The following is a 20,369-nucleotide window of genomic DNA, read 5'->3' as shown; positions in this document are numbered from 1 at the left end:
ACCACATGGCAGTAACCATGAGCCGCCGATCGAACCCCGAAGGCCGGATGGCCCTCCTCGATCACCTCAAAGAGCTGCGGAACCGGCTCTTTAAGTCGGCGATCGCCGTCGTCCTCGGGACCGTCGTCGGATTCCTCGTCTACCAGCCCATGCTGGCGGCGCTGATCAAGCCGATCCGCGACCTGAACGAACATGAAGGCCGGCAGGCGTCGCTGAACTTCGACGGCGTGGCGAGCTCCTTTGACCTGATGATCCAGGTGTCCGTGTTCCTGGGCCTGATCGTCGCCAGCCCGGTCTGGCTCTACCAGCTCTGGGCGTTCATTGTCCCCGGGCTGCACAAGAAGGAACGGCGCCTGGCGCTCTCCTTCGTCGCCGCCGCCGTGCCGCTCTTCGTCGGAGGCGTCCTGCTCGCCTGGCTGGTGCTCCCCAACGCGGTGCGGGTGCTGACCGACTTCACCCCCTCCGGCGGCTCCAACTTCATCAGCGCCCAGGTCTACCTGTCCTTCGTGCTGCGCCTGTTGCTCGCCTTCGGCATTGCCTTCCTGCTGCCGGTGGTGCTGTTCGGGCTCAACCTGGCCGGGCTGATCAAAGGCCAGCAGCTGCTCAAGAGCTGGCGGATCACCGTGTTCCTGGTCTGCCTCTTCGCTGCCATGGCCGCCCCCGGCGCCGACGCGATGAGCATGTTCTACCTTGCCGTGCCCATGCTGGTGCTGTTCTTCACCGCCATCGGGCTGTGCCTGCTCAACGACCGCCGGCGGGAGAAGCGGGCGGCCAAGGTGGCCGCCGAGACCGAAGCCACCGCGGACCAGGCGACTCCCAGCTCCGAGCTGGAGAATCTCTAGCCGTCCGCCCACTAGGCTGGAAGCATGTCCTCACTACCCGGGCCGGAGTCGCCGTCCGAGCGTTACCGTGCCAGCGCCGAGCGGGCCGCAGAAGCCAAGACCTATCTGGGCGGTTTCACCCGTTCGCTCGCGTTCGACCTCGATCCCTTCCAGCGCGAGGCGTGCCTGTCCCTGCAAGCGGGCCGGGGCGTGCTGGTGGCCGCCCCGACCGGGGCCGGAAAGACGATTGTCGGGGAGTTCGCCATTTACATGGCGCTCCAGCGCGGCCTGAAAGCCTTCTACACGACGCCGATCAAGGCGCTGAGCAACCAGAAGTACACCGAGCTGGCCGAGAAGTACGGCGCGGCGCAGGTGGGCCTGCTGACCGGTGACACCAGCATCAACGGCGAAGCCCCGGTAGTGGTGATGACCACCGAGGTGCTCCGCAACATGCTCTATGCCGGCTCGGAGACCCTGGATGACCTCGGCTTCGTGGTGATGGACGAGGTGCACTACCTCGCCGACCGGTTCCGCGGCGCCGTCTGGGAGGAAGTCATCATCCACCTGCCCAGCGAGGTGCAGGTGGCCTCGCTCAGCGCCACGGTCTCCAACGCCGAGGAGTTCGGCGCCTGGCTGGACACCGTCCGCGGCCAGACAGACGTGATCGTCTCCGAGCACCGTCCCGTACCGCTGTGGCAGCACGTCATGGTGGGACGCAAGATCGTGGACCTGTTCGCCGGCGACACCAGCTTCGACGAAATTGCACCCGCCGGTGAGGACAATGTGGCCGCTACCGCGGATACCGCAGGCTCCAGCGCCGCGATCACCGAACGCGCCGGCTACGAGGTCAACCCGGAACTGCTGTCGATGGCCCGGGCCGAGAGCCAGATGAACTTCCGCGGCCGCTTCGGGCACGGCGGCCGCAACCAGCGCCGCCAGCAGCGCGGCCAGCGGGAGGCGGCCCCGCAGGGCGGCCCGCGCAGCCCGGTCCGGAAGGCCAGCCGCCCGCAGGTCATCGCCAGCCTGGACCGGATGGACCTGCTGCCGGCCATCACCTTCATCTTCTCGCGCGCCGGCTGCGATGCCGCCGTGGCGCAGTGCGTCTCCGCCGGGCTCTGGCTGACCACCGAGAAGGAACAGCTCATCATCGCCCAGCGGGTCGACGAAGCGGCCCAGGACATCCCCTCCGACGATCTGGACGTCCTGGGCTTCTGGAGCTGGCGGGACGGGCTGCTGCGTGGCCTGGCCGCGCACCATGCCGGCATGTTGCCGACCTTCAAGGAGGTCGTCGAGAAGCTCTTCGTGGACGGACTGGTCAAGGCGGTGTTCGCCACCGAGACCCTCGCGCTGGGCGTCAACATGCCCGCGCGCTGCGTGGTGCTGGAGAAGCTGGACAAGTTCAACGGCGAAGCGCACGTGAACATCACGGCGGGGGAGTACACCCAGCTGACCGGCCGGGCGGGCCGCCGCGGGATCGACGTCGAGGGCCACGCCGTCGTGCTCTGGCAGCCGGGCACCGATCCGGCCGCCGTCGCGGGTCTCGCCTCCCGCCGGACCTACCCGCTGAACTCCAGCTTCCGTCCCACCTACAACATGTCCATTAACCTCGTGGCCCAGTTCGGCCGGCCGCGCGCCCGCGAAATCCTTGAGTCCTCCTTCGCCCAGTTCCAAGCGGACCGCTCCGTGGTCGGACTGGCCAAGCAGGTCCGCAGCCGGGAGGAATCCCTGGCCGGGTTCAGCAAGGCAATGAGCTGCCATCTGGGCGACTTCACCGAGTACTCCAGACTGCGCCGGGCCCTGTCGGACGCCGAAAACGCAGCTTCCAAAGGCACGTCGCGGGCCCGGAAGTCGCTCACCGAAGACTCCCTGAGCCGGCTGCTGCCCGGCGACGTCGTCGATGTGCCGTCCGGCCGGGCCCCCGGCCTCGCCGTCGTGCTCAGCTCGGACCACCACTCCCGCGAGCCACGGCCGGCGGTTATGACCCTGGACAACCAGCTTCGCCGGATCGGCCTTCACGATGTGGAGGGACCGCTGGCCCCGATCACGCGGGTCAGGATCCCCAAGTCCTTCAACGCCAAAGTGCCGAAGTCGCGGCGCGACCTGGCCTCATCGGTCCGCAACGCCATCCGGGAGAGCCGTCCGCCGGCACCGCCGAACCGGAACGAGGACTTCGGCCGTGCCGCCGCCCTGCCGAACATGGAGAAGAAGATCGCGGAACTGCGCCGCGAGCTCCGGGCCCACCCCTGCCACGGCTGCAGCGAACGCGAAGACCACGCCCGCTGGTCCGAGCGCTGGTGGAAGCTCCGGCAGGAAACCGACGGCCTGATCCGCCAAATCCAGGGCCGCACCAACACCATCGCCAAGACCTTCGACCGGGTCTGCGGAGTCCTCTCCGGCTACGGCTACCTGGAAACCTCCGACTCGGGCACGCTTTCCATCAGCCCGGACGGGCAGCGGCTGCGCCGGATCTACGGGGAAAAGGACCTGCTGATCTCCCAGTCGCTGCGGATGGGCGCCTTCAGCGACCTCGACGCCGCGGAAATCGCGGCACTGGCCAGCGTTCTGGTCTACCAGGCCAAGCGCGAGGACCGCGGTCTGCGGCCCAAGATGCCCAGCGTCTCGCTGGAGTCCGCCGTCGACACCGTGGTGCGCGAGTGGTCCGCCCTGGAGGACGTGGAGGAGGCCAACAAGCTGCCACTGACGGGGGAGCCCGAGCTCGGCCTGGTCTGGCCGATCTTCAAGTGGGCCAAGGGCCGGCACCTCCAGGAGGTGCTCAGCGGCACGGACCTCGCCGCCGGCGACTTCGTCCGCTGGGTGAAACAGGTCATCGACCTGCTGGACCAGCTCGCCAAGATTCCCGGACTGGACCCGCGCGTCGCACGGCTGTGCGGCGACGCGATCACCCTGGTCAAACGCGGCGTCGTCGCTTACTCGGCCGTCGTGTGACCGGACCCTAGCGGCCCTCCGCCCCTGCCTTCCCGCCACCATGCCCCGATGCCGCAGGCCCGGCACACCGGCCCCCAGCTACAAGGAGTTCCACACCATGACCGCTTCACCGTCCGAGGCTTCCAAGGAACAGCGCAAGGTGACGCTGTACCGCAACGGCTCCGTCTACACCGCGGCGGATCCCTTCGCTACGGCCATGCTGGTCGACGGTGACACCGTGGCCTGGGTTGGCTCTGAACAGGCCGCCACGTCCATCGCGGACTCCTCCATGGAGGTCATCGACCTCCAGGGCGCGCTCCTTGCCCCCGGCTTCGTGGACTCCCACGTGCACCTGACAGAGACCGGCATCGCCCTGGACTCGCTCCAGCTCGGCGGGGTCCGCTCCGCAGCCGAATTGCTTGACGCCGTCGCCGGCGTCGCCGGCGCCGCCGTCTCCGCTTCCGGCGCGGGCGGCACGGTGCTGGGGCACGGCTGGGACGAAACGCTCTGGGCCGACCCGGTCCTGCCCAGCCTCGAAGAACTGGACCGCGCCGCCGGCGGCCGGCCGGTATACCTGTCGCGGGTGGACGTGCACTCGGCCCTTGTCTCCGCTTCCCTGGCCGCCGCGTCCGGCCTTGAGAGCCTCGACGGCTACGCCGCCGACGGGCAGGTCAAACGGGCCGCCCACACCGCCGCGCGGCGCGCCGCCCGGAACCTGCCCGCCGGTGCCCTGCGCCGCTACCAGGAGGCCGCGCTGGCCGAGGCGGCCGCCAACGGCTATGTCGCTCTCGCCGAAATGGCGGCACCGCACATCGGCAGCATCGAGGACCTGCAGCTCGCGGCCGGCTGGAACGCCGCCGACCGGCCAGGACACGCCGTCCCGGAGATCCTGCCCTACTGGGGCCAGCTCGCCGGTTCCGCCGAACAGGCCCGGTCCATCCTGGACAGCCTTGGCGTTCCTGTCCTGGGCCTGGCCGGCGACCTGAATATGGACGGTTCCATCGGTTCACGGACCGCCGCGCTCCGCGGCGACTACAGCGACGCGCCGGGGGAGCGGGGCACCCGCTACCTCTCGGTCGATGAGGCCGCCACGCACCTCGCGGCCTGCTCGGTGCTCGGGATCCAGGCAGGCTTCCATGTGATCGGCGACGCCGGGCTCGACGCCGCGCTGGACGCCCTGGACCAGGCCGCCGCCGAAGTCGGGGAACAGCGCGTCCGTGCCGCCGGCCACCGCCTGGAGCACGTCGAAATCGCCGACGTGGACGCCATCCAACGGCTGGCCAAGTACTCGGTGACCGTCAGCGCGCAGCCCGTCTTCGACGCCCTCTGGGGCGGCGGGGAGAGCCTCTACGCCCAGCGGCTTGGCGCCCGCCACGCCGCCATGAACCCCTTTGGCTCGTTCTACTCCGCCGGCGTGCCGGTGTGCTTCGGGAGCGACAGCCCGGTCACGCCGCTGCGGCCCTGGTCCAGCGTCCGCGCCTGCCTCGAACACCACAACGCCGATGAGCGGATTTCTGCCCGTGCAGCCTTCCTGGGCCACACCCGGGCCGGCTGGCGGGCGGCCCGGTACCGGAACCCAATGGCGGGCCAGCTTGTCCCCGGCGCTCCGGCGAGTTTCGCGGTCTGGGAAGTCGAAGAACTCATGGTGCAGGTGGCCGACGGCCGGGTCCAGTCCTGGAGCACGGACCCGCGCGCCCGGACACCTTTGCTCCCGGCACTGGACACCGGCACCGACCCGGTCTGCTTGCAGACCGTTCGGGACGGCGTCGAACTCTTCTCCAACGGCTCACTCGGACGCTAAGCGCCCTGCCGGGCCGGACCACGCCGGCATGCCCGGGCGGTCCACACCGGGCGGTCCGCGCCGGACCACGCCTGCCGGGCCGGCCGCCCGGCCTCGGCGTGCCGACTGACTATAATGGGGAGCTGTGCCTGTCGTCGGCTAACTGCCGACAGTCCCGGCCCTCCGACCGCTCCCTCCAAGGAAAGGCCCCGCTGTGCGTGTCCTCACGATCATCCCGACCTACAACGAGCTGGAATCGTTGCCCAAGACCCTCGGGCGTCTCCGCACCGCTGTGCCGGCCTCCGACGTCCTGGTGGTTGACGACAACAGCCCCGACGGCACGGGCCAGCTGGCGGATCGAATCGCGGCTGAGGATGGCCAGGTCCACGTCCTGCACCGGGAGGGCAAGGCCGGACTCGGCGCGGCATACATCGCCGGCTTCAAGTGGGGCCTCGACGCCGGCTACGACATCCTTGTCGAGATGGACGCCGACGGTTCGCACAAGCCGGAGCAGCTGCCCCAGCTGATAGAAGCAGTCGAGCAGGGTGCAGACCTGGCCATGGGTTCCCGCTGGGTCCCGGGCGGCAGCGTCGTGAACTGGCCGCTGTACCGGCAGGCCATCTCCCGCGTTGGCAGCACCTACGCCCGCATCATGCTGGGCGTCAAAATCAAGGACGTCACCGGCGGCTTCCGTGCCTTCCGCCGGAGCACGCTGGAGAAGCTCAACCTCGACTCCGTGGACTCGGTGGGCTACGGCTTCCAGGTGGACCTCGCCTGGCGTGTGGCCAAGCTGGGCCTGAACATCGTGGAGCGTCCCATCACCTTCGTCGAGCGCGAGCTGGGCGCGTCGAAGATGAGCGGCAACATCGTGGTCGAAGCCATGATCAACGTCACCAAGTGGGGCCTCACCGCCCGTTGGAACACCCTAAGCCGCAAGCTCGGCCGCAAATAGACTCAGACGCGCAAAAGGCCGGGCCGGCACCTCGTTGAGGTGCCGGCCCGGCCTTTTGTGCGTGGGCGCGGTTGCTAGGCCGAGCGGCGTTCGCCGCGGCGTTCGCGCAGGATGGTGAGCCGGTCTTCCAGGATCTGCTCCAGCTCGGGCAGGGAGCGGCGTTCCAGCAGCATGTCCCAGTGCGTGCGGACGGCCTTCTCGTTGCTGTTCACGGGGCGTTCGCCGTCGACCAGCAGGGCCTCCTTGCCGGTCTTCGAAACCCAAACCGGGGGGATCTCCGCTTCGGAGGAGAAGGTCACGAACACCTGCTCGCCGTCCTCGCAGCGGTACTCGACCCGCTGGCGCGGAGCCGGTTCGACGCCGGATTCGGTCTCCATGCTCTGTGCGCCAAGGCGCATACCCCGCAGGCTGCGATCGCTCATCTTTTCTCCCTTATGATCGGTTCGCAGGGCCGGGCCCTGCGCTAGCCGGGGGCCACTGGGACCTCGCCGGACTACTTGTTGCGTGGCGTTCCCCACTGCAGGAATCGTCAGTAGATATAACGCCGCGCGAAGCGTAATTGTTCCGGCAAGCTGAACCGTCCGGACAAATACTCAAGTATACGCGGGAGCGGCACCTCAGGTAAAGCCGCTCCCGCGTCGGGGTGAAGCGATCGAGAGCAGCTGCGGGAAAAGTGGCAGGGACAAGCGGCAGGAAAAAGGGAGACACCCGCCCGAGCGGGTGCCTCCCCTGTAACTACGGTTGTAGCGTCCCGACTAGGCCTCCGGCGCGGAACCCGCGGCCGTCGTCGGCTCCGTCGACGTTGCGGCAGAGGCAGCAGCGGTCCCGAACGGCCCGTCCGAGCGCGGGTCGGGGTTGGTGCCGCCAAGGGCGCTGCCGATCCCCTTGAGCGCCTCGCCCACCTCGCTGGGGATGATCCACAGCTTGTTGGAACTTCCCTCGGCGAGCTTCGGCAGCGTCTGCAGGTACTGGTAGGCCAGGAGCTTCTGGTCCGGGTTGCCCTTGTGGATGGCGTCGAAGACCTTCTGGATGGCCTGCGCCTCGCCGTCGGCCCGCAGAATGGCTGCCTGGGCATCGCCTTCCGCCTTCAGGATCGAGGACTGGCGCTGGCCCTCGGCGGTAAGAATGGCGGACTGCTTGGTGCCTTCGGCCGTCAGGATGGCGGCACGGCGGTCCCGCTCGGCGCGCATCTGCTTCTCCATCGAGTCCTGGATGGAGTGGGGCGGATCAATCGCCTTGAGCTCCACCCGGGAGACCCGGATGCCCCAGCGTCCGGTCGCTTCGTCCAGGACGCCGCGCAACTGGCCGTTGATCTGGTCGCGCGAGGTCAGCGCCTCTTCAAGGTTCAGCCCGCCGACCACGTTGCGCAGTGTGGTGGTGGTGAGCTGCTCGACGGCCTGGATGTAGTTGGCAATCTCGTAGGTAGCGGCCCGCGCGTCGGTCACCTGGAAGTAGACGACGGTGTCGATGGACACCACGAGGTTGTCCTCGGTGATCACCGGCTGCGGCGGGAAGGACACCACCTGTTCGCGCAGGTCGAGGAGGGGCAGGAGCCGGTCAACGAAGGGAATCAGGATGGTGAGGCCCGGGTTCAACGTCCGCTGGTACTTGCCCAGGCGTTCCACGACGCCGGCGCGCGCTTGCGGGACAATCCGCACCGAGCGCACCAGCACGATTATTACGAACGCAACGAGTACCAGCAGCACTATTGCGACTGCGATATCCATACATCACCTTTTCCCCAGTTATGTGGTTTTGCTGTGCGCGGCAGTCCGGCTGCCGCTGATCCTGCGGCCGGTGGCGGCAACAGGAAGATTGTGCCCCGAGAGGCGGCTCGGAACGGTCGCAGCCTTACAGCGCCTCCGGTTCCGGCGACGGGTTCGGTTGCGGCTCAGGCTGCGGGTCGACGACGGCGGTGGCACCGTCAATGGACCTGACGACGGCGTGCTGCCCGGGAGTCAGCACGCCGGACTCCGAGCGGGCGCTCCAGATGTCGCCGCCGATCTTGACCAGGCCGCCGTTGGCGCTCACGGGTTCCATGACGAGCGCGGATTCGCCGATCAGGCGTTCGACGTTGCTCCGCTGGTCGGCCGGGCTGCTGCGAAGGTGCCTGAGCGCCACCGGCCGCACGAAGCCGATCATGAGCAGCGAGACGACGCTGAAGACAACGATCTGGAGCCAGAAGTCCGCGCCGGCGAAGGCGGCGACCAGCCCGGCCAGGGCACCGCCGCCGAGCATGATGAAGAACAGATCGAGGGTGAGCATCTCCACCACGGCAAACACCAGGAAGACCGTGAGCCACAACGCCCACCAGTTTTCGGCCAGCCAGTCGAACATCATTCCCCCTTAGCCACGCAGCCGGGCCTGCAGGCACAGGCCCTCCCTAACGTGGTTCCATCCTAAGCCGGACGGCAAGGACGCGGGCAGGGTGCCAGGATCAGCCCGGGAACGTGGCCAAGTCGTTATCGTTCAGCGGCCTGTTGCGGAGACTGCAACGGTTCGAAAACACCGATCCGGAAGCGGGCGGACACTGCTGTGCGGGCCGGCAGTCCTGCCACCCTGGCGGCCAGGGAGGCAGGGTCCAGGTGGTGCCCGGCGGGCCCCATCAGGGCGAGGTTGGCGACGTCGGCGGGCGCCAGGCGCAGGTCCAGGTCCAGGTCCCGTCCTTCGTGCGCGTGGAAGTGCCCGGCGAGTGTCGCCGCGAGGCGCTCCTCCTTGGCCGGCTCGATTCCCAGCATGCCGGTCTGTCCGGCGATCTCGGCCAGGTGCCCGGGCCGGGGGGTCACCACGATCAGTCGGCCGCCGGGCCGGAGCACCCGGGCAAACTCAGCCGCGTTGCGCGGCGCGAAGACCACGGTGACGACGTCTACGGCGTCGTCCGCCACAGGGAGCGGCTGCCACACGTCGCCGACGAGGTTGACCGCCTCCGGGTTCAGCCGGGCCGCCCGGCGAAGCGCGAATTTTGAGATGTCGATGCCGATGGCCGCAGCCGCCACACGGTCCAGCAGGGCGCGAAGGTAGTGCCCGGTGCCGGTGCCGGAGTCCAGCACCGCGGACCCGGCTTCGGCGAGGAACGGGGCGGCAAGTCCGGCGACCGCCTCGGCCAGGGGACGGTAGTGGCCGGCGGACAGGAAGTCGAAGCGGGCCGCGACCATCGCCGCGGAGTCCGCTTCGAAGACGGTGCCCTTACCGGTCAGGAAGTTGAAGTATCCCTGCTTGGCGGCGTCGAAGCTGTGCCCGGCGGCGCAGATCAGGGAGCGCCCACCGCTGCCTGCCGTGAACGGCCTCCGGCACACGGGGCACACGAGGGCGGCGAGGGAAGCGGCGGGCATAAAGTCAATCGTAGGGCCGGCACGCTCCGGCGGCCGCCCTGAACTCCCGGCGGCGCCGCGCGGATGTGAGGTATTTCACCTCACGGACGCCAGCGGTTAGGCTCGCACTCGTGAAATCCGAACATCTTCCCCTGCTCAAGTCCGTTTCGGCTCCCGCGGTGCACCCTGACGGCTCCCGTGCCGTCGTGGCCGTGGTCCGCCCCGATTTCGACGCCGACGCCTACGTGGGCCAGTTGTGGAACGTGCCGGTGGATCCGGCACTGCGACCGCGCCGGCTGACCCGCGGCTTCCGTGACACGGCACCGGATTTTTCCCCGGACGGGCAGGTGCTGGGGTTCCTCCGCGCCGAAGCCGGCGGCAAACCGCAGCTGCACGTGGTCGAGGCCTCGGGCGGCGAGCCCGTGGTGCTGACGGATGCGCCGCTGGGCGTCAGCGCCTTCACCTGGTCCCCGGATTCGCGCAGCATCGTTTTCAGCGCCAGGACGCCCGAGGACGGCCGCTACGGCACGGTCGACGGTGTCTCGGCCGGCGGCGAGGATGCCCGGCTGATCACGGACTACCAGTACCGGATGAATGGCGTCGGCTACACGGCGGATAAACCCCTGCAGCTCTTCGTCATCCCGGTCCCGGACCTGGACGAGGAACCGAGGGTGGCCCCGGCCGGCCGGGCACTCAAGGCCGCCAAGGCCGCGGAAGAAGGCACGGCTGGCCTGCCGGAGGCGCGTCAGCTCACCACAGCCGCGACGGACCACAACGGTGCCACCTTCAGCACCGACGGCGACGCCATGTACTTCACCGCCGCCCTGCACGATGGCAGCGACGAGGACCTGGTGAGCGGCATTTACCGGATTCCGGCTGATCCCCAAGCCGGGGGAGAGGGCCCCGAGTCCGTGCCCCTGGGCGACACCGGACGGCTGTCCGTCACCGCCGTCCGGCAAAGCCGGGACGGCCGGTGGCTGTACTTCTCGGCGCAGGACCTCGGCGCCGAGGGCAAGGACTTCGTGGCCCGCAACACGGCGCTCTACGTCCTGCCGGCCGGCGGCGGGGACGCTGTCCTGCTCAGCGATCCGGAGACCACGGATCTGAGCGGCGGCGGGATTGAGCTGCGCGGCGCAGACGGCGCCCTGGTCCTGAATAACGCACGGGGCACCGTACAACTATTGGAGTTCGGCCCCACCGGGCAACGCGGCGTTCTGCTCGATGGCGAGCGCGTGGTTAGCGGCGCGGCCGACGGCGGGGGAACACTGGTCCTGAGCTTCGCCGATGCGGAAACTGCCGGAGACGTGGCGGTCCTCGAGGGAAGCGACCGGCTCCGCGTCGTGAGCGACTTCTCGGCGCCGCTGCGTGACGAAGCCGGGATCATCGCCCCGCAGGAACTCACCTTCGCGTCAGGGGACGGCTACCCGGTGCACGGCTGGCTGGTCCGGCCGGCGGGCGACGGTCCGCACCCGGTGCTGCTCAACATCCACGGCGGCCCGTTCGCGCAGTTCACCGGGGCGCTGTTCGATGAGGCCCAGGTCTACGCGGCGGCCGGGTATGCCGTCCTGATGTGCAATCCGCGCGGCTCGGCCGGCTACGGCCAGGCCCACGGACGCTCGATCAAGGAGCGCATGGGCACCGTCGACATGCAGGACGTCCTGGCCTTCCTGGACGGGGCGCTGCAGAAGTTCGAGGAACTCGACGCCGCGGCCCTCGGCATCATGGGCGGATCCTACGGCGGCTACCTGACGGCCTGGACCATCAGCCACGACCACCGCTTCAAGGCCTCCATTGTGGAGCGCGGCTTCCTCGATCCCGTGAGCTTCACCGGATCCTCGGACATCGGCTGGTTCTTCGGCGGCGAGTACACCGGCCGCACCGCGGAGCAGATGGCGGCGCAAAGCCCGATGGCCCGGGTGGACCAGGTGCGCACTCCCACCCTGGTCATCCACAGCGAGGAGGACCTGCGCTGCCCGGTGGAACAGGGCCAGCGCTACTTCACTGCCCTCAAGCAGCAGGGCGTGGAGGCTGCCTTCCTGGTCTTCCCGGGCGAGAACCACGAACTGTCCCGGTCCGGAACGCCGCATCACCGCCGGCAGCGCTTCGAGCAGATCCTGCAGTGGTGGTCACGGCACCTTCCGACGGCGGCCAATCCGGCGCCGGCGCGCGGCGCAGCAAACAACGCGGCAGGAAGCTCGGCAAACTAACCGGCCGGCTCGTCCGGCAGGAACCCCAGTTCCTGCCGGGCGTGTTCGATGTCCGGCTGGGCCCAGCGGGCGGCGTATTCGGCGTTGCTGCTCAGGGAGCGCAGCTCGGCCCGGTCCAGGTAGATGATCCCGTGCAGGTGGTCGGTCTCGTGCTGGACAATGCGGGCCTGCCACCCGGTGAAGTCCCGCTGTTGCGCTGTGCCGTCCACCGCGGTGAAGTCCAACCGCACCGATTCAGGCCGCAGCACTGCCGCCTGCAGGCCGTTGAGGGACAGGCAGCCCTCGTAGAAGGCCTTCTTGGCCGAGCCCAGCGGCACGTAGCTCGGGTTGAGCATGGCAAAGAACGGCAGGGGCTCCCGCCCCCGGGCCGCGGCTACCTCCGGGTCGACGTCGAACCGGTCCTCCAGGACGGCTATCTGCAGGGGGATTCCCAGCTGCGGTGCGGCGAGCCCGACGCCCGGTGCTTTGTGCATGACCCTGCGCATCAGATCGATCAGCCGGCTGAGTTCGGCGTCGTCCAGCTGGCCGGTGAAGGGCACCGCCTGCTGCCGGAGCACCGGGTGGCCCACCTGGACGATGGGCGGAAGCACGCCTGCGTTCAGGATCTCCTCAACAGTCTCCTGGATGCTCTCGGTGCTGATCTCGGCGGTGGGGGCGATGGTGTTTGCGTCGTTCGTCGTGTCTGAAGACATGGGAACAGACTACTGGCGACCGCACGCTGAGGTGACGAAATCGTAAATGCGTCCCCGCAGTTGTGACCCGGCGTCGATCTTCAGGGTTCCCCGACGGCCGCCGACGGTGACCTGCACCGGAATCAGCGTCCCCACCTTGTCCTCCGCCACGGCGTGCGGGTCGCACCGGGCCGGGCGGATGCCGAGCCGCACTTCGTGCACCGGCCCGGCCGCATCCACCCGGAGGCCGCTGGGCCAGGGCGCACTCGTGTCTTCTTCCAGCAAGGTGGTCCCGCCGATGCTGTCGATCGTAAGGGTCCCGCCGCCACCGGCTGCCGCCGGGTTTCGCGGGGTGATGACCAGGTGCAGGACGGCAGCTCGGGCATCTGCGGACACCTCGAGGCTGGGGCTGAGCCGGAAGCCGGCCACCGAGGCGGCGGCCTGGGCAACGCACATTTCGGCGTTGTTCCGAGGCAGGACTCCGAAAGGATCGGCCGCTGGTGCGGTGAGCGTCTTTTCCGGTGTTCCGGCGGCGGCCGCCACCCGGACCTCGACGACTGCGCCCGGCTCTGCAGGTTTTGAACCGGACGGCGCGGCCTGGCCGGATCGCGGCGCCGGATCGGGGCAGGCGGCGGCCGGCAACCGGGCCGGCAGGCTCTTTGTCTGGCCGGGCGGCAGCTCCGTCCCCGCTGCCGCCGAGGTCCAGTGGATTCCGTCAGCAAAAAGCGGACTCCGCAGACCGGCTGCGAGCACGGTGACCGCCTCGCCGGTGGTGTTGGTCAGCTGGATCTCTACGATCCGCTTGCTGTAGTTGTCGCGGAACTGGCTGATCTCCGCGGTCAGCGGTCCGCTTCCGGAAGCCGCCGGCGTCGCTCCGCTTCCGGTTGCTGCCGGGCCCGTGCCCGGACTGCACGATGCCGCCGCCAGGACGACCAGCACTGCGGCGGACCACCGGAGCGCCGGGGGAAGGCTACCCATGCGGTCAGTCTAGGCCGCGGCACCGCGGCCGGCACGCCTGGGGCGCAGTTCGGCTAGTCTCGGTCCATGACACCGATACCCCTGGACTGCGTGCTCGGCCTGCTCCGGGCCATCGAAGCCGGCGGCGGCGCGGAGGCGCTCGGCCCCTTCCTGGCCGAAGACTACGTCCTGACCGAGGCACCCCACCTGCTCGCTCCCGGGGGGTCCACCCGCAACCGGGACCAGGTCCTCGACGGTGCCGAGCACAGCGGCGAAATCGTTTCCGGGCAGCGCTTCGAAGTCCAGCGCAGCACGTGCGAGGGAGGCCGGGTGGTCCTGGAGGCCGAGTGGTCCGCGACGGTGCTGATGGATCTACCGCATTGGGACAAGGGCGACGAAATCCGGGCCCGGACCGCCTCGGTGTTCGAGGTGCGCGACGGCCGGATCATCAGCCAGCACAGCTACGACTGCTACTACACGCCGCACTGAGGGCTCCCGCCCCGGCTACTGCATGGTGAACCGGCGGGCCACGAAGCTGTTGACGGCCGGGACGGCCGCCGCGGCGGCCAAGACACTGTTGCGTGCGGTCAGCGGGCCTTCGCGGAGCGGCCGGCCCAGCGCCATGTTGATCTCCGACTGCCGCGCCGCTCTGGCGGCCTGGCGCATCCGCTGCCGTTCGAACGCCGGCAGGCCGTTGCGGTTGCCAGCCATGAGCTCCGGCACGAGGGGTGCCAGCGCCAGGGCGTCGAGCCAGCCCAGGCTCATGCCCTGACCTCCAATCGGGCTGATCTCGTGTGCCGCGTCCCCGATCAGAATGCAGCGGTCAACCACCAGTCGGCGGGCCAGCCGGGAACGCACGCCGAAGCCGCTGAGCATGCTGTTGCTGCCGGGGTCGACGTCGACGCCGGTCCGTCGCCGGACCTCCCGTGCCAGCCAAACGGCGTCGGCCGAGCTCCCCGCCGGAGCCCCGGCCGGACCGAGGCGAACCACCCAGCGGCGCAGCTTCCCCGGCAGCGGGAACGACTCGACGATCCCGCCGCTGGCCAGGAACAGCGCCGCATCCGGACCAAGTCCGGTGCCGTCGGCGAAGTCGCCCATGAGGTAGCGGTCCGGGTAGTCCCGGCGCCGCAGGGGCACGCCGAGCGCAGCCCGGGCCGCGGAGCGGACCCCGTCCGCGGCGATCACGAGGGGAGCCGCGAAGCTCACCGACCGTCCGCCCAGGCAGGCCTGCACCGTGACCTGCCGGCCGTCGTCGTGCAGCCCCTCCACCCGCACGCCCCGGCGCAGCGCGTCCGGGTCGAGCTCCTGCAGCCGCCCCTCCAGCACCGCCTCGGTGCGACCCTGCGGCAGGGAGAGCACGAACGGGAACAGCTCGGACACCCGGGCGAAGGACATTTCGGCCAGCATGGTGCCGCGGTTGAGGGCAATGCCGCGCCGGATCTGGACGCCCCGCCGGATGAGCTCCTGATCCACGCCGACGTGCCGCAGGGCATCGAGTGCCGGCGGATGGATGCCAATGGCCCGCGAGTGCGGTTCCGGCCCGGTCCGCTGTTCGAGCACCGCGACCCGCAGCCCCCGCTGCAGCAGCAAAGCAGCCATGAACAGCCCCACCGGACCGCCGCCGATGATCACGACGTCCGTCGCGGCGTCGGTCATGGTCCCGCCCCGGCACTCCGCCCCCGCGCCCTGTCCAGGATCAGCAGGTTGCGGAACGGGGCGCGGGCCACCACGGCCCAGCCCGGGGGAGCCGCAGCGCGCAGTTCCGCCGAGGTGTAGCTGCGCCGGATCGACGTCAGGCCGTCCTGCCGGATGTAGGAGCCCCGGAACGGCAAGGCGCCCGCATAGAACAGCGAATAGGCGGCCGGGCTGCGGCGGAGGTCGTTGTGGATCACCGTCCCGGCACTCAGTGCGGCCGATTCGGCAAGGAAGCCAGCCAGCGCGCCGGCGTCCAGGTGGTGCAGCACATGGTTGGAGACGACGACGTCGTAGCGCTCACCTTCGCCGAGCAGTTCCGCCGCTGTCTGCCGCCGGAACGTCACGCCGCCCCGGGTGCGCCGGGCGGCCGCAAACGCAGCGGCCCGTGGGTCCGGATCGATCGCAGTGATCTCCAGTCGCAGCCCGTCCCGGGCCGCCCAGCGGGACAACAGCACCGGGACGTCGCCGCCGCCGCAACCGATGTCCAGCAACGTGGTGGCCGACTCCGCGGAGAGCAGCGGCTTGATCTGCTGCCGGTAGATGCCCCTCCAGCCGGACACAGCGCGGTTCACCAGGGCGAACTGGGCGTAGGTCCGTTCCAGCCTGGCAGGATCGCAGTCGGGCCGGTCCATCTCCTCAACGGCATCCAGGGCACGCGTGCGCAGCAGCACCATGGCGCCGGTGCTCAGGCCAGGGCCGATGCCGGCCGGGGCACGCCGGGGCGCTGCAGGTCGGCCTCACCGCTGGCCGCCCGTGGTGCCGTGATCTTGGTGAAGAGCGCGGTCTCCACCGTCAGGCCCGGGCCGAATGCCATCGAGCAGATGCGTTCCCCGCCCTCGTCGTCGGCTGCCAGCGCACCGCCGGTGTCGGCGCCGTCGGTGCCAGCGCCGGGCGCGGGAAGGTCGAGGATGTGCCGGATCACGAAGAGCACGGTGGCGCTGCTCATGTTGCCGTAGTTCCGCAGCGTTTCGCGCGCCGGGATCAGCTGTTCGTCGCTGAGCTCCAGCCTGGACTGCACCTTGTCCAGGATGCTGCGGCCGCCGGGATGGATGGCCCAGTGCCGGATGTCGCGGTAGGGGAGTCCGAGGAGCGAGGCATCCCGGGACAGGAGCGGTTCGAGGGCGCCGATGATGTGGTCGTCGATGATGTGCGGGACGTAGGTGCCGAGGACCATTTCGAAGCCTTCGTCGCCGATGTTCCACGCCATCGCTTCCTCGCCCACCGGGGTCAGGACCGTTTCGAAGTGGTCCAGGGTCAGCAGGGCCGGCTGGTCCGGGATGTCGCGGGCACTGATGATGGCGGCCGCCGCGCCGTCGGCAAACAGCGCGGATCCCATAATCGTGTCCGGGTCGTTGGAGGTCCGGACGTGGAGGGAACAAAGTTCGGCGCAGACCACCAGCACCACGGCCTCCGGGTCCGCGTCGCAAAACGATTTGGCCGCGCGCAGTGCCGGGAAGGCGGCGTAGCAGCCCATGAAGCCGAGGTGGTAGCGCTGGACCGAGGGGTTCAGCCCGAGCGCACGGACAATCTTGTAGTCGGGGCCGGGGTTGAAGAAGCCGGTGCAGGACACTGTGACGAGGTGGGTGATCTCGCGGGCTTCGATGCCCTGGCAGGCCGCCAGCGCCTTGTCCGCCGCCTCGATGAAGAGCTTGCTGGCTTCGGCCGCGAAGATGTCGTTCCTGACTTTGGTGCTGGGGCTCAGCAGCAGGCCGGTGGCGGGGTCGAAGAACTGCGGATTCTCCGACCGGCTGCCGGTGGTGAGCTCCCCGACGGCGGTGTAGCGGGTGTCGATGGCGGCGGAGTCGAAGCAGGTGCTCACCAGCCGGGAGCCGAGCCGGCTGAGCCCCGGCTGGGCGGCAAACACGTCGCGGGCCTCGGACTGAATCAATACGGTGGGCGGGACAGCAGTTTCCAGGGACCTCAGGTAGACCGTCATGGTTCATTCTCAGTGAGGGCGGCGGATAAGACAATGCATGCCGGGGGCGTGCGGCCAGCGCGGCGGAGGATAACCCCATCGTCTGTTCTAAGCTGTTCACATCGAGCGAGGCGACGCCGTCGGATGCGCGGGGGCGGCCAGGCCGAACAGAGGGAGACACGATGAGCATGGCGACCAACACGAACGCGGACACGGAGACGGACCCGCGGCTGGCGCCGCACGTCGCCGACACCCACGACCTCATCCGTGTGCAGGGCGCCCGGGAGAACAACCTCAAGGACATCAGCGTTGAAATTCCGAAGCGCCGGTTGACCGTGTTCACCGGTGTTTCCGGCTCGGGTAAGAGCTCGCTGGTGTTCGCCACGATCGCCGCCGAGTCGCAACGGATGATCAACGAAACGTACAGCGCCTTTGTGCAGGGCTTCATGCCCAACCTGGCGCGGCCCGACGTCGACCTGATGGAGGGGCTGACGACGGCGATTATCGTCGACCAGGAACGGATGGGCGCGAACCCGCGCTCCACCGTCGGCACCGCCACCGACGCCAACGCCATGCTCCGCATCCTCTTCAGCCGGCTCGGGACACCGCACGTGGGGCCTCCCACGGCGTTCTCCTTCAACGTCCCGACGAGGAAGGCCAGCGGGGTGATGAGCACCGAAAAAGCCGGGGGGAGGGTTGAGAAGAGTGTGGTGCACGGCGCCGTCTACCTGGGCGGCATGTGCCCGCGGTGCGAGGGGATGGGCTCGGTCTCCGACTTCGACCTCACGGCGCTCTATGACGAGACCAAGTCGCTGGCCGAGGGCGCGCTGACGATCCCCGGGTACAGCATGGACGGCTGGTACGGCCGCATCTTCAGCGGCGCCGGTTTCGACATGGACAAGCCGATCGCGAAATACACCAAGAAGGAAATGAACGACCTGCTCTACAAGGAGCCGACCAAGATCAAGGTCGAGGGCATCAACCTCACCTATGAGGGCCTGATCCCGAAGATCCAAAAATCGATGCTTTCCAAGGATGTCGAGGCGATGCAGCCGCACGTCCGGGCCTTCGTCGAGCGTGCCATTACCTTCCAGGCCTGCCCGGAGTGCAACGGCACCCGGCTCAGCAAGGAGGCACGGTCCTCGAAGATCCGGGGGAAGAACATCGCCGAATTGTGCGAGATGCAGATCAGTGACCTGGCCGTGTGGGTCCGCGAGCTCGACGAGCCCTCGGTCGAGCCGCTCCTTAAGGGCCTGCGGCACCTGCTCGATTCGTTTGCGGAAATCGGGCTGGGCTACCTTTCGCTGGATCGGCCGGCGGGGACTTTGTCCGGGGGAGAGGCCCAGCGGACCAAGATGATCCGGCACCTGGGGTCCTCGCTGACCGACATCACGTACGTCTTCGACGAGCCGACGATCGGCCTGCACCCGCATGACATCGAGCGGATGAACCAGCTACTGCTGCAGCTCCGGGACAAGGGCAACACTGTGCTCGTCGTCGAGCACAAGCCGGAGACGATCGCGATCGCCGACCACGTCGTTGACCTCGGTCCCGGGGCGGGCACCGGGGGCGGCAGTGTCTGCTTCGAAGGAAGCGTGGAGGGCCTGCGGCGCAGTGACACCATCACCGGCCACCACCTCGACGACCGGGCGACGGTCAAGGATGCGGCGCGTACTCCGTCGGGCTCGCTTGAGGTGCGCGGCGCGTCGACGAACAACCTCCGGGACGTCGACGTCGACCTCCCACTCGGGGTGCTTTGCGTGCTCACGGGGGTCGCCGGATCCGGCAAAAGCTCGCTGATCCAGGGCTCGGTGGCCGGCCGGGACGGCGTGGTGCTGATCGACCAGAGCGCCATCAAGGGTTCACGGCGCAGCAACCCTGCGACGTACACGGGCCTGCTTGAACCGATCCGCAAAGCGTTCGCAAAGGCCAACGGCGTGAAGCCGGCGCTGTTCAGCTCTAACTCCGAAGGCGCCTGCCCCACCTGCAACGGCGCGGGCGTGATCTTCACGGAGCTTGGCGTGATGGCCACTGTCGAGTCCACCTGCGAGGACTGCGAGGGCCGCAGGTTTCTGGCATCAGTGCTGGAATACAAGCTGGCCGGCCGCAACATCGCTGAAGTCCTGGCGATGTCGATGACCGAGGCGGAGCTGTTCTTTGGCGACGGCGAGGCCCGCACGCCGGCGGCGCACAAGATCCTCGACCGGCTCGTGGACGTCGGACTCGGCTACCTCAGCCTCGGCCAGCCGCTCACCACCCTGTCCGGCGGCGAACGGCAGCGGCTCAAGCTGGCCACCCAGATGGCGGAGAAGGGGGACGTCTACGTCCTCGACGAACCGACAACGGGCCTGCACCTGGCCGACGTCGCGAACCTGCTCGGGCTGCTGGACCGGCTGGTCGATTCCGGCAAGTCGGTGATCGTCATCGAGCACCACCAGGCGGTCATGGCACACGCCGACTGGATCATCGACCTGGGCCCCGGCGCCGGACACGACGGCGGCCGGATCGTCTTCGAGGGCACGCCCGCCGAGCTGGTTGCCGCGAAGTCCACGTTGACCGGGGAACATCTGGCGGCCTACGTCGGAGAGTGAGCGCGGGCTCTGCCTGGGTCATTTAAGCGCGGCATGGATACTCGATGAGATCCGGATCTTACCTATATGTGAAAATCAAACATTGCAGAGGGTTTTCGATTTCTTTATGTCGGGTTTATGCTAATGCATTAGCAATTGATAATTTATCAAATAGTCCGGGGGAGTAGCCCCCTGAAGTCACTCCAGCCTGTTTGCCGGCACGTTCTTCTGACATGGATGTCTCCGCGGCCGGCACCCTGCTTTCACCTGGCTTCCCGGCGCTCCCTGGCTTTCAACTAGTCCGGTGTCCGGCTGAGGGCTGTGGCGAACTGCCGCCCAAGCCGCGTGGTCGGACAGCGCAATTTCCGCGTTAGGACGACATTGTTGTTTTGATATCCGCTAATTGCCCGGGATCTTCCTGGCTCGTCAGGTGGCGACGTTGTCCGCTGAATTGACACGAGGTCGGCTAATGAAGTGACCATGGACAAGAAATGCAAATTTGCAACCAACCAGCGCAGAGGCAGCAAATTCGCAGCCTGTGGCACTGGCTTCGCGCATCGGCGCT

At 68.7% G+C, this 20,369-nt stretch carries 16 protein-coding genes; 7 read left to right on the top strand and 9 right to left on the bottom strand.

The annotated features are described in order from the left end of the window. Positions 1–47: 47 nt before the first annotated feature. From tatC to AC1DH3_RS06085, 4 genes are all read left to right on the top strand, one after another. On the top strand, positions 48–842 hold the full coding sequence (gene tatC / locus AC1DH3_RS06100) for a twin-arginine translocase subunit TatC (protein WP_441417884.1): 795 nt from the start codon (positions 48–50) through the stop codon (positions 840–842). A gap of 24 nt (positions 843–866) precedes the next feature. Further along, positions 867–3,767, top strand: a complete 2,901-nt coding sequence (locus AC1DH3_RS06095) for a DEAD/DEAH box helicase (RefSeq protein ID WP_476908817.1) — start codon at positions 867–869, stop codon at positions 3,765–3,767. A gap of 97 nt (positions 3,768–3,864) precedes the next feature. After that, the gene (locus tag AC1DH3_RS06090) at positions 3,865–5,547 is read left to right on the top strand and encodes an amidohydrolase (RefSeq protein WP_476908816.1); all 1,683 of its coding nucleotides are present in this window, start codon (positions 3,865–3,867) and stop codon (positions 5,545–5,547) included. 193 nt (positions 5,548–5,740) lie between these two features. Continuing rightward, positions 5,741–6,478: a polyprenol monophosphomannose synthase gene (locus tag AC1DH3_RS06085; protein ID WP_441417783.1), complete on the top strand. Its 738-nt coding sequence runs from the start codon at positions 5,741–5,743 to the stop codon at positions 6,476–6,478. Between the two features lie 74 nt (positions 6,479–6,552). Here AC1DH3_RS06085 and AC1DH3_RS06080 read toward each other — a convergent pair whose 3' ends face one another. From AC1DH3_RS06080 to AC1DH3_RS06065, 4 genes are all read right to left on the bottom strand, one after another. Further along, on the bottom strand, positions 6,553–6,900 hold the full coding sequence (locus tag AC1DH3_RS06080) for an RNA polymerase-binding protein RbpA (protein WP_026266329.1): 348 nt from the start codon (positions 6,898–6,900) through the stop codon (positions 6,553–6,555). Between the two features lie 333 nt (positions 6,901–7,233). Then, on the bottom strand, positions 7,234–8,205 hold the full coding sequence (locus AC1DH3_RS06075; RefSeq protein ID WP_441417782.1) for an SPFH domain-containing protein: 972 nt from the start codon (positions 8,203–8,205) through the stop codon (positions 7,234–7,236). A 124-nt stretch (positions 8,206–8,329) separates the two neighbouring features. Further along, positions 8,330–8,815: an NfeD family protein gene (locus tag AC1DH3_RS06070; RefSeq protein ID WP_476908851.1), complete on the bottom strand. Its 486-nt coding sequence runs from the start codon at positions 8,813–8,815 to the stop codon at positions 8,330–8,332. Between the two features lie 125 nt (positions 8,816–8,940). Then, positions 8,941–9,810, bottom strand: a complete 870-nt coding sequence (locus AC1DH3_RS06065) for a methyltransferase domain-containing protein (protein ID WP_441417781.1) — start codon at positions 9,808–9,810, stop codon at positions 8,941–8,943. 110 nt (positions 9,811–9,920) lie between these two features. Between AC1DH3_RS06065 and AC1DH3_RS06060 the strand changes: the two genes are divergently transcribed. Next, positions 9,921–11,996: a S9 family peptidase gene (locus AC1DH3_RS06060; RefSeq protein WP_476908815.1), complete on the top strand. Its 2,076-nt coding sequence runs from the start codon at positions 9,921–9,923 to the stop codon at positions 11,994–11,996. On the opposite strand, the gene AC1DH3_RS06055 is transcribed toward AC1DH3_RS06060, so the two are convergent. Beyond that, positions 11,993–12,688 (bottom strand): peptide deformylase, encoded by a 696-nt coding sequence (locus AC1DH3_RS06055; protein WP_441417779.1) that lies wholly within the window; start codon positions 12,686–12,688, stop codon positions 11,993–11,995. The genes AC1DH3_RS06060 and AC1DH3_RS06055 overlap by 4 nt on opposite strands. Before the next feature lie 9 nt (positions 12,689–12,697). After that, a complete protein-coding gene (locus tag AC1DH3_RS06050) occupies positions 12,698–13,645 on the bottom strand; it encodes a hypothetical protein (protein ID WP_476908814.1) in 948 nt (315 codons plus the stop codon). A gap of 66 nt (positions 13,646–13,711) precedes the next feature. Between AC1DH3_RS06050 and AC1DH3_RS06045 the strand changes: the two genes are divergently transcribed. Continuing rightward, positions 13,712–14,113, top strand: coding sequence for a nuclear transport factor 2 family protein (locus tag AC1DH3_RS06045; protein ID WP_441417777.1), 402 nt, complete (start codon positions 13,712–13,714; stop codon positions 14,111–14,113). A 15-nt stretch (positions 14,114–14,128) separates the two neighbouring features. Here the strand turns inward: AC1DH3_RS06045 and AC1DH3_RS06040 are convergent, their stop codons facing one another. Genes AC1DH3_RS06040 through AC1DH3_RS06030 form a run of 3 tightly spaced genes read right to left on the bottom strand, consistent with a single transcriptional unit; the run spans position 14,129 to position 17,255 of the window. After that, on the bottom strand, positions 14,129–15,280 hold the full coding sequence (locus tag AC1DH3_RS06040; RefSeq protein WP_476908813.1) for an FAD-dependent oxidoreductase: 1,152 nt from the start codon (positions 15,278–15,280) through the stop codon (positions 14,129–14,131). Beyond that, positions 15,277–15,993, bottom strand: coding sequence for a class I SAM-dependent methyltransferase (locus AC1DH3_RS06035; protein ID WP_441417775.1), 717 nt, complete (start codon positions 15,991–15,993; stop codon positions 15,277–15,279). The genes AC1DH3_RS06040 and AC1DH3_RS06035 overlap by 4 nt, the downstream gene beginning before the upstream one ends. An 11-nt stretch (positions 15,994–16,004) precedes the next feature. Beyond that, positions 16,005–17,255 carry a type III polyketide synthase gene (locus tag AC1DH3_RS06030; protein ID WP_441417774.1) on the bottom strand — a complete coding sequence of 417 codons (1,251 nt, stop codon included), beginning with the start codon at positions 17,253–17,255 and terminating at the stop codon, positions 16,005–16,007. A 161-nt stretch (positions 17,256–17,416) separates the two neighbouring features. Here AC1DH3_RS06030 and AC1DH3_RS06025 point away from each other — a divergent pair, with 161 nt between their 5' ends. Beyond that, positions 17,417–19,825: an ATP-binding cassette domain-containing protein gene (locus tag AC1DH3_RS06025; RefSeq protein WP_441417773.1), complete on the top strand. Its 2,409-nt coding sequence runs from the start codon at positions 17,417–17,419 to the stop codon at positions 19,823–19,825. Positions 19,826–20,369: the final 544 nt, after the last annotated feature.

The sequence above is a fragment of the Arthrobacter sp. 05L428 genome, assembly GCF_056397665.1.
This window is presented reverse-complemented; position numbering and strand designations above follow the sequence as displayed.

Excerpts from the sequence above, each read along its gene's own strand:
- AC1DH3_RS06050 (WP_476908814.1), bottom strand. The coding sequence starts at position 13,645 with ATGGGTAGCCTTCCCCCGGCGCTCCGGTGGTCCGCCGCAGTGCTGGTC.
- AC1DH3_RS06045 (WP_441417777.1), top strand. The coding sequence starts at position 13,712 with ATGACACCGATACCCCTGGACTGCGTGCTCGGCCTGCTCCGGGCCATC.
- AC1DH3_RS06040 (WP_476908813.1), bottom strand. The coding sequence starts at position 15,280 with ATGACCGACGCCGCGACGGACGTCGTGATCATCGGCGGCGGTCCGGTG.
- AC1DH3_RS06090 (WP_476908816.1), top strand. The coding sequence starts at position 3,865 with ATGACCGCTTCACCGTCCGAGGCTTCCAAGGAACAGCGCAAGGTGACG.
- AC1DH3_RS06065 (WP_441417781.1), bottom strand. The coding sequence starts at position 9,810 with ATGCCCGCCGCTTCCCTCGCCGCCCTCGTGTGCCCCGTGTGCCGGAGG.
- AC1DH3_RS06035 (WP_441417775.1), bottom strand. The coding sequence starts at position 15,993 with ATGGTGCTGCTGCGCACGCGTGCCCTGGATGCCGTTGAGGAGATGGAC.
- AC1DH3_RS06030 (WP_441417774.1), bottom strand. The coding sequence starts at position 17,255 with ATGACGGTCTACCTGAGGTCCCTGGAAACTGCTGTCCCGCCCACCGTA.
- AC1DH3_RS06080 (WP_026266329.1), bottom strand. The coding sequence starts at position 6,900 with ATGAGCGATCGCAGCCTGCGGGGTATGCGCCTTGGCGCACAGAGCATG.
- AC1DH3_RS06075 (WP_441417782.1), bottom strand. The coding sequence starts at position 8,205 with ATGGATATCGCAGTCGCAATAGTGCTGCTGGTACTCGTTGCGTTCGTA.
- AC1DH3_RS06025 (WP_441417773.1), top strand. The coding sequence starts at position 17,417 with ATGAGCATGGCGACCAACACGAACGCGGACACGGAGACGGACCCGCGG.
- AC1DH3_RS06095 (WP_476908817.1), top strand. The coding sequence starts at position 867 with ATGTCCTCACTACCCGGGCCGGAGTCGCCGTCCGAGCGTTACCGTGCC.
- AC1DH3_RS06070 (WP_476908851.1), bottom strand. The coding sequence starts at position 8,815 with ATGTTCGACTGGCTGGCCGAAAACTGGTGGGCGTTGTGGCTCACGGTC.
- tatC (WP_441417884.1), top strand. The coding sequence starts at position 48 with ATGGCCCTCCTCGATCACCTCAAAGAGCTGCGGAACCGGCTCTTTAAG.
- AC1DH3_RS06055 (WP_441417779.1), bottom strand. The coding sequence starts at position 12,688 with ATGTCTTCAGACACGACGAACGACGCAAACACCATCGCCCCCACCGCC.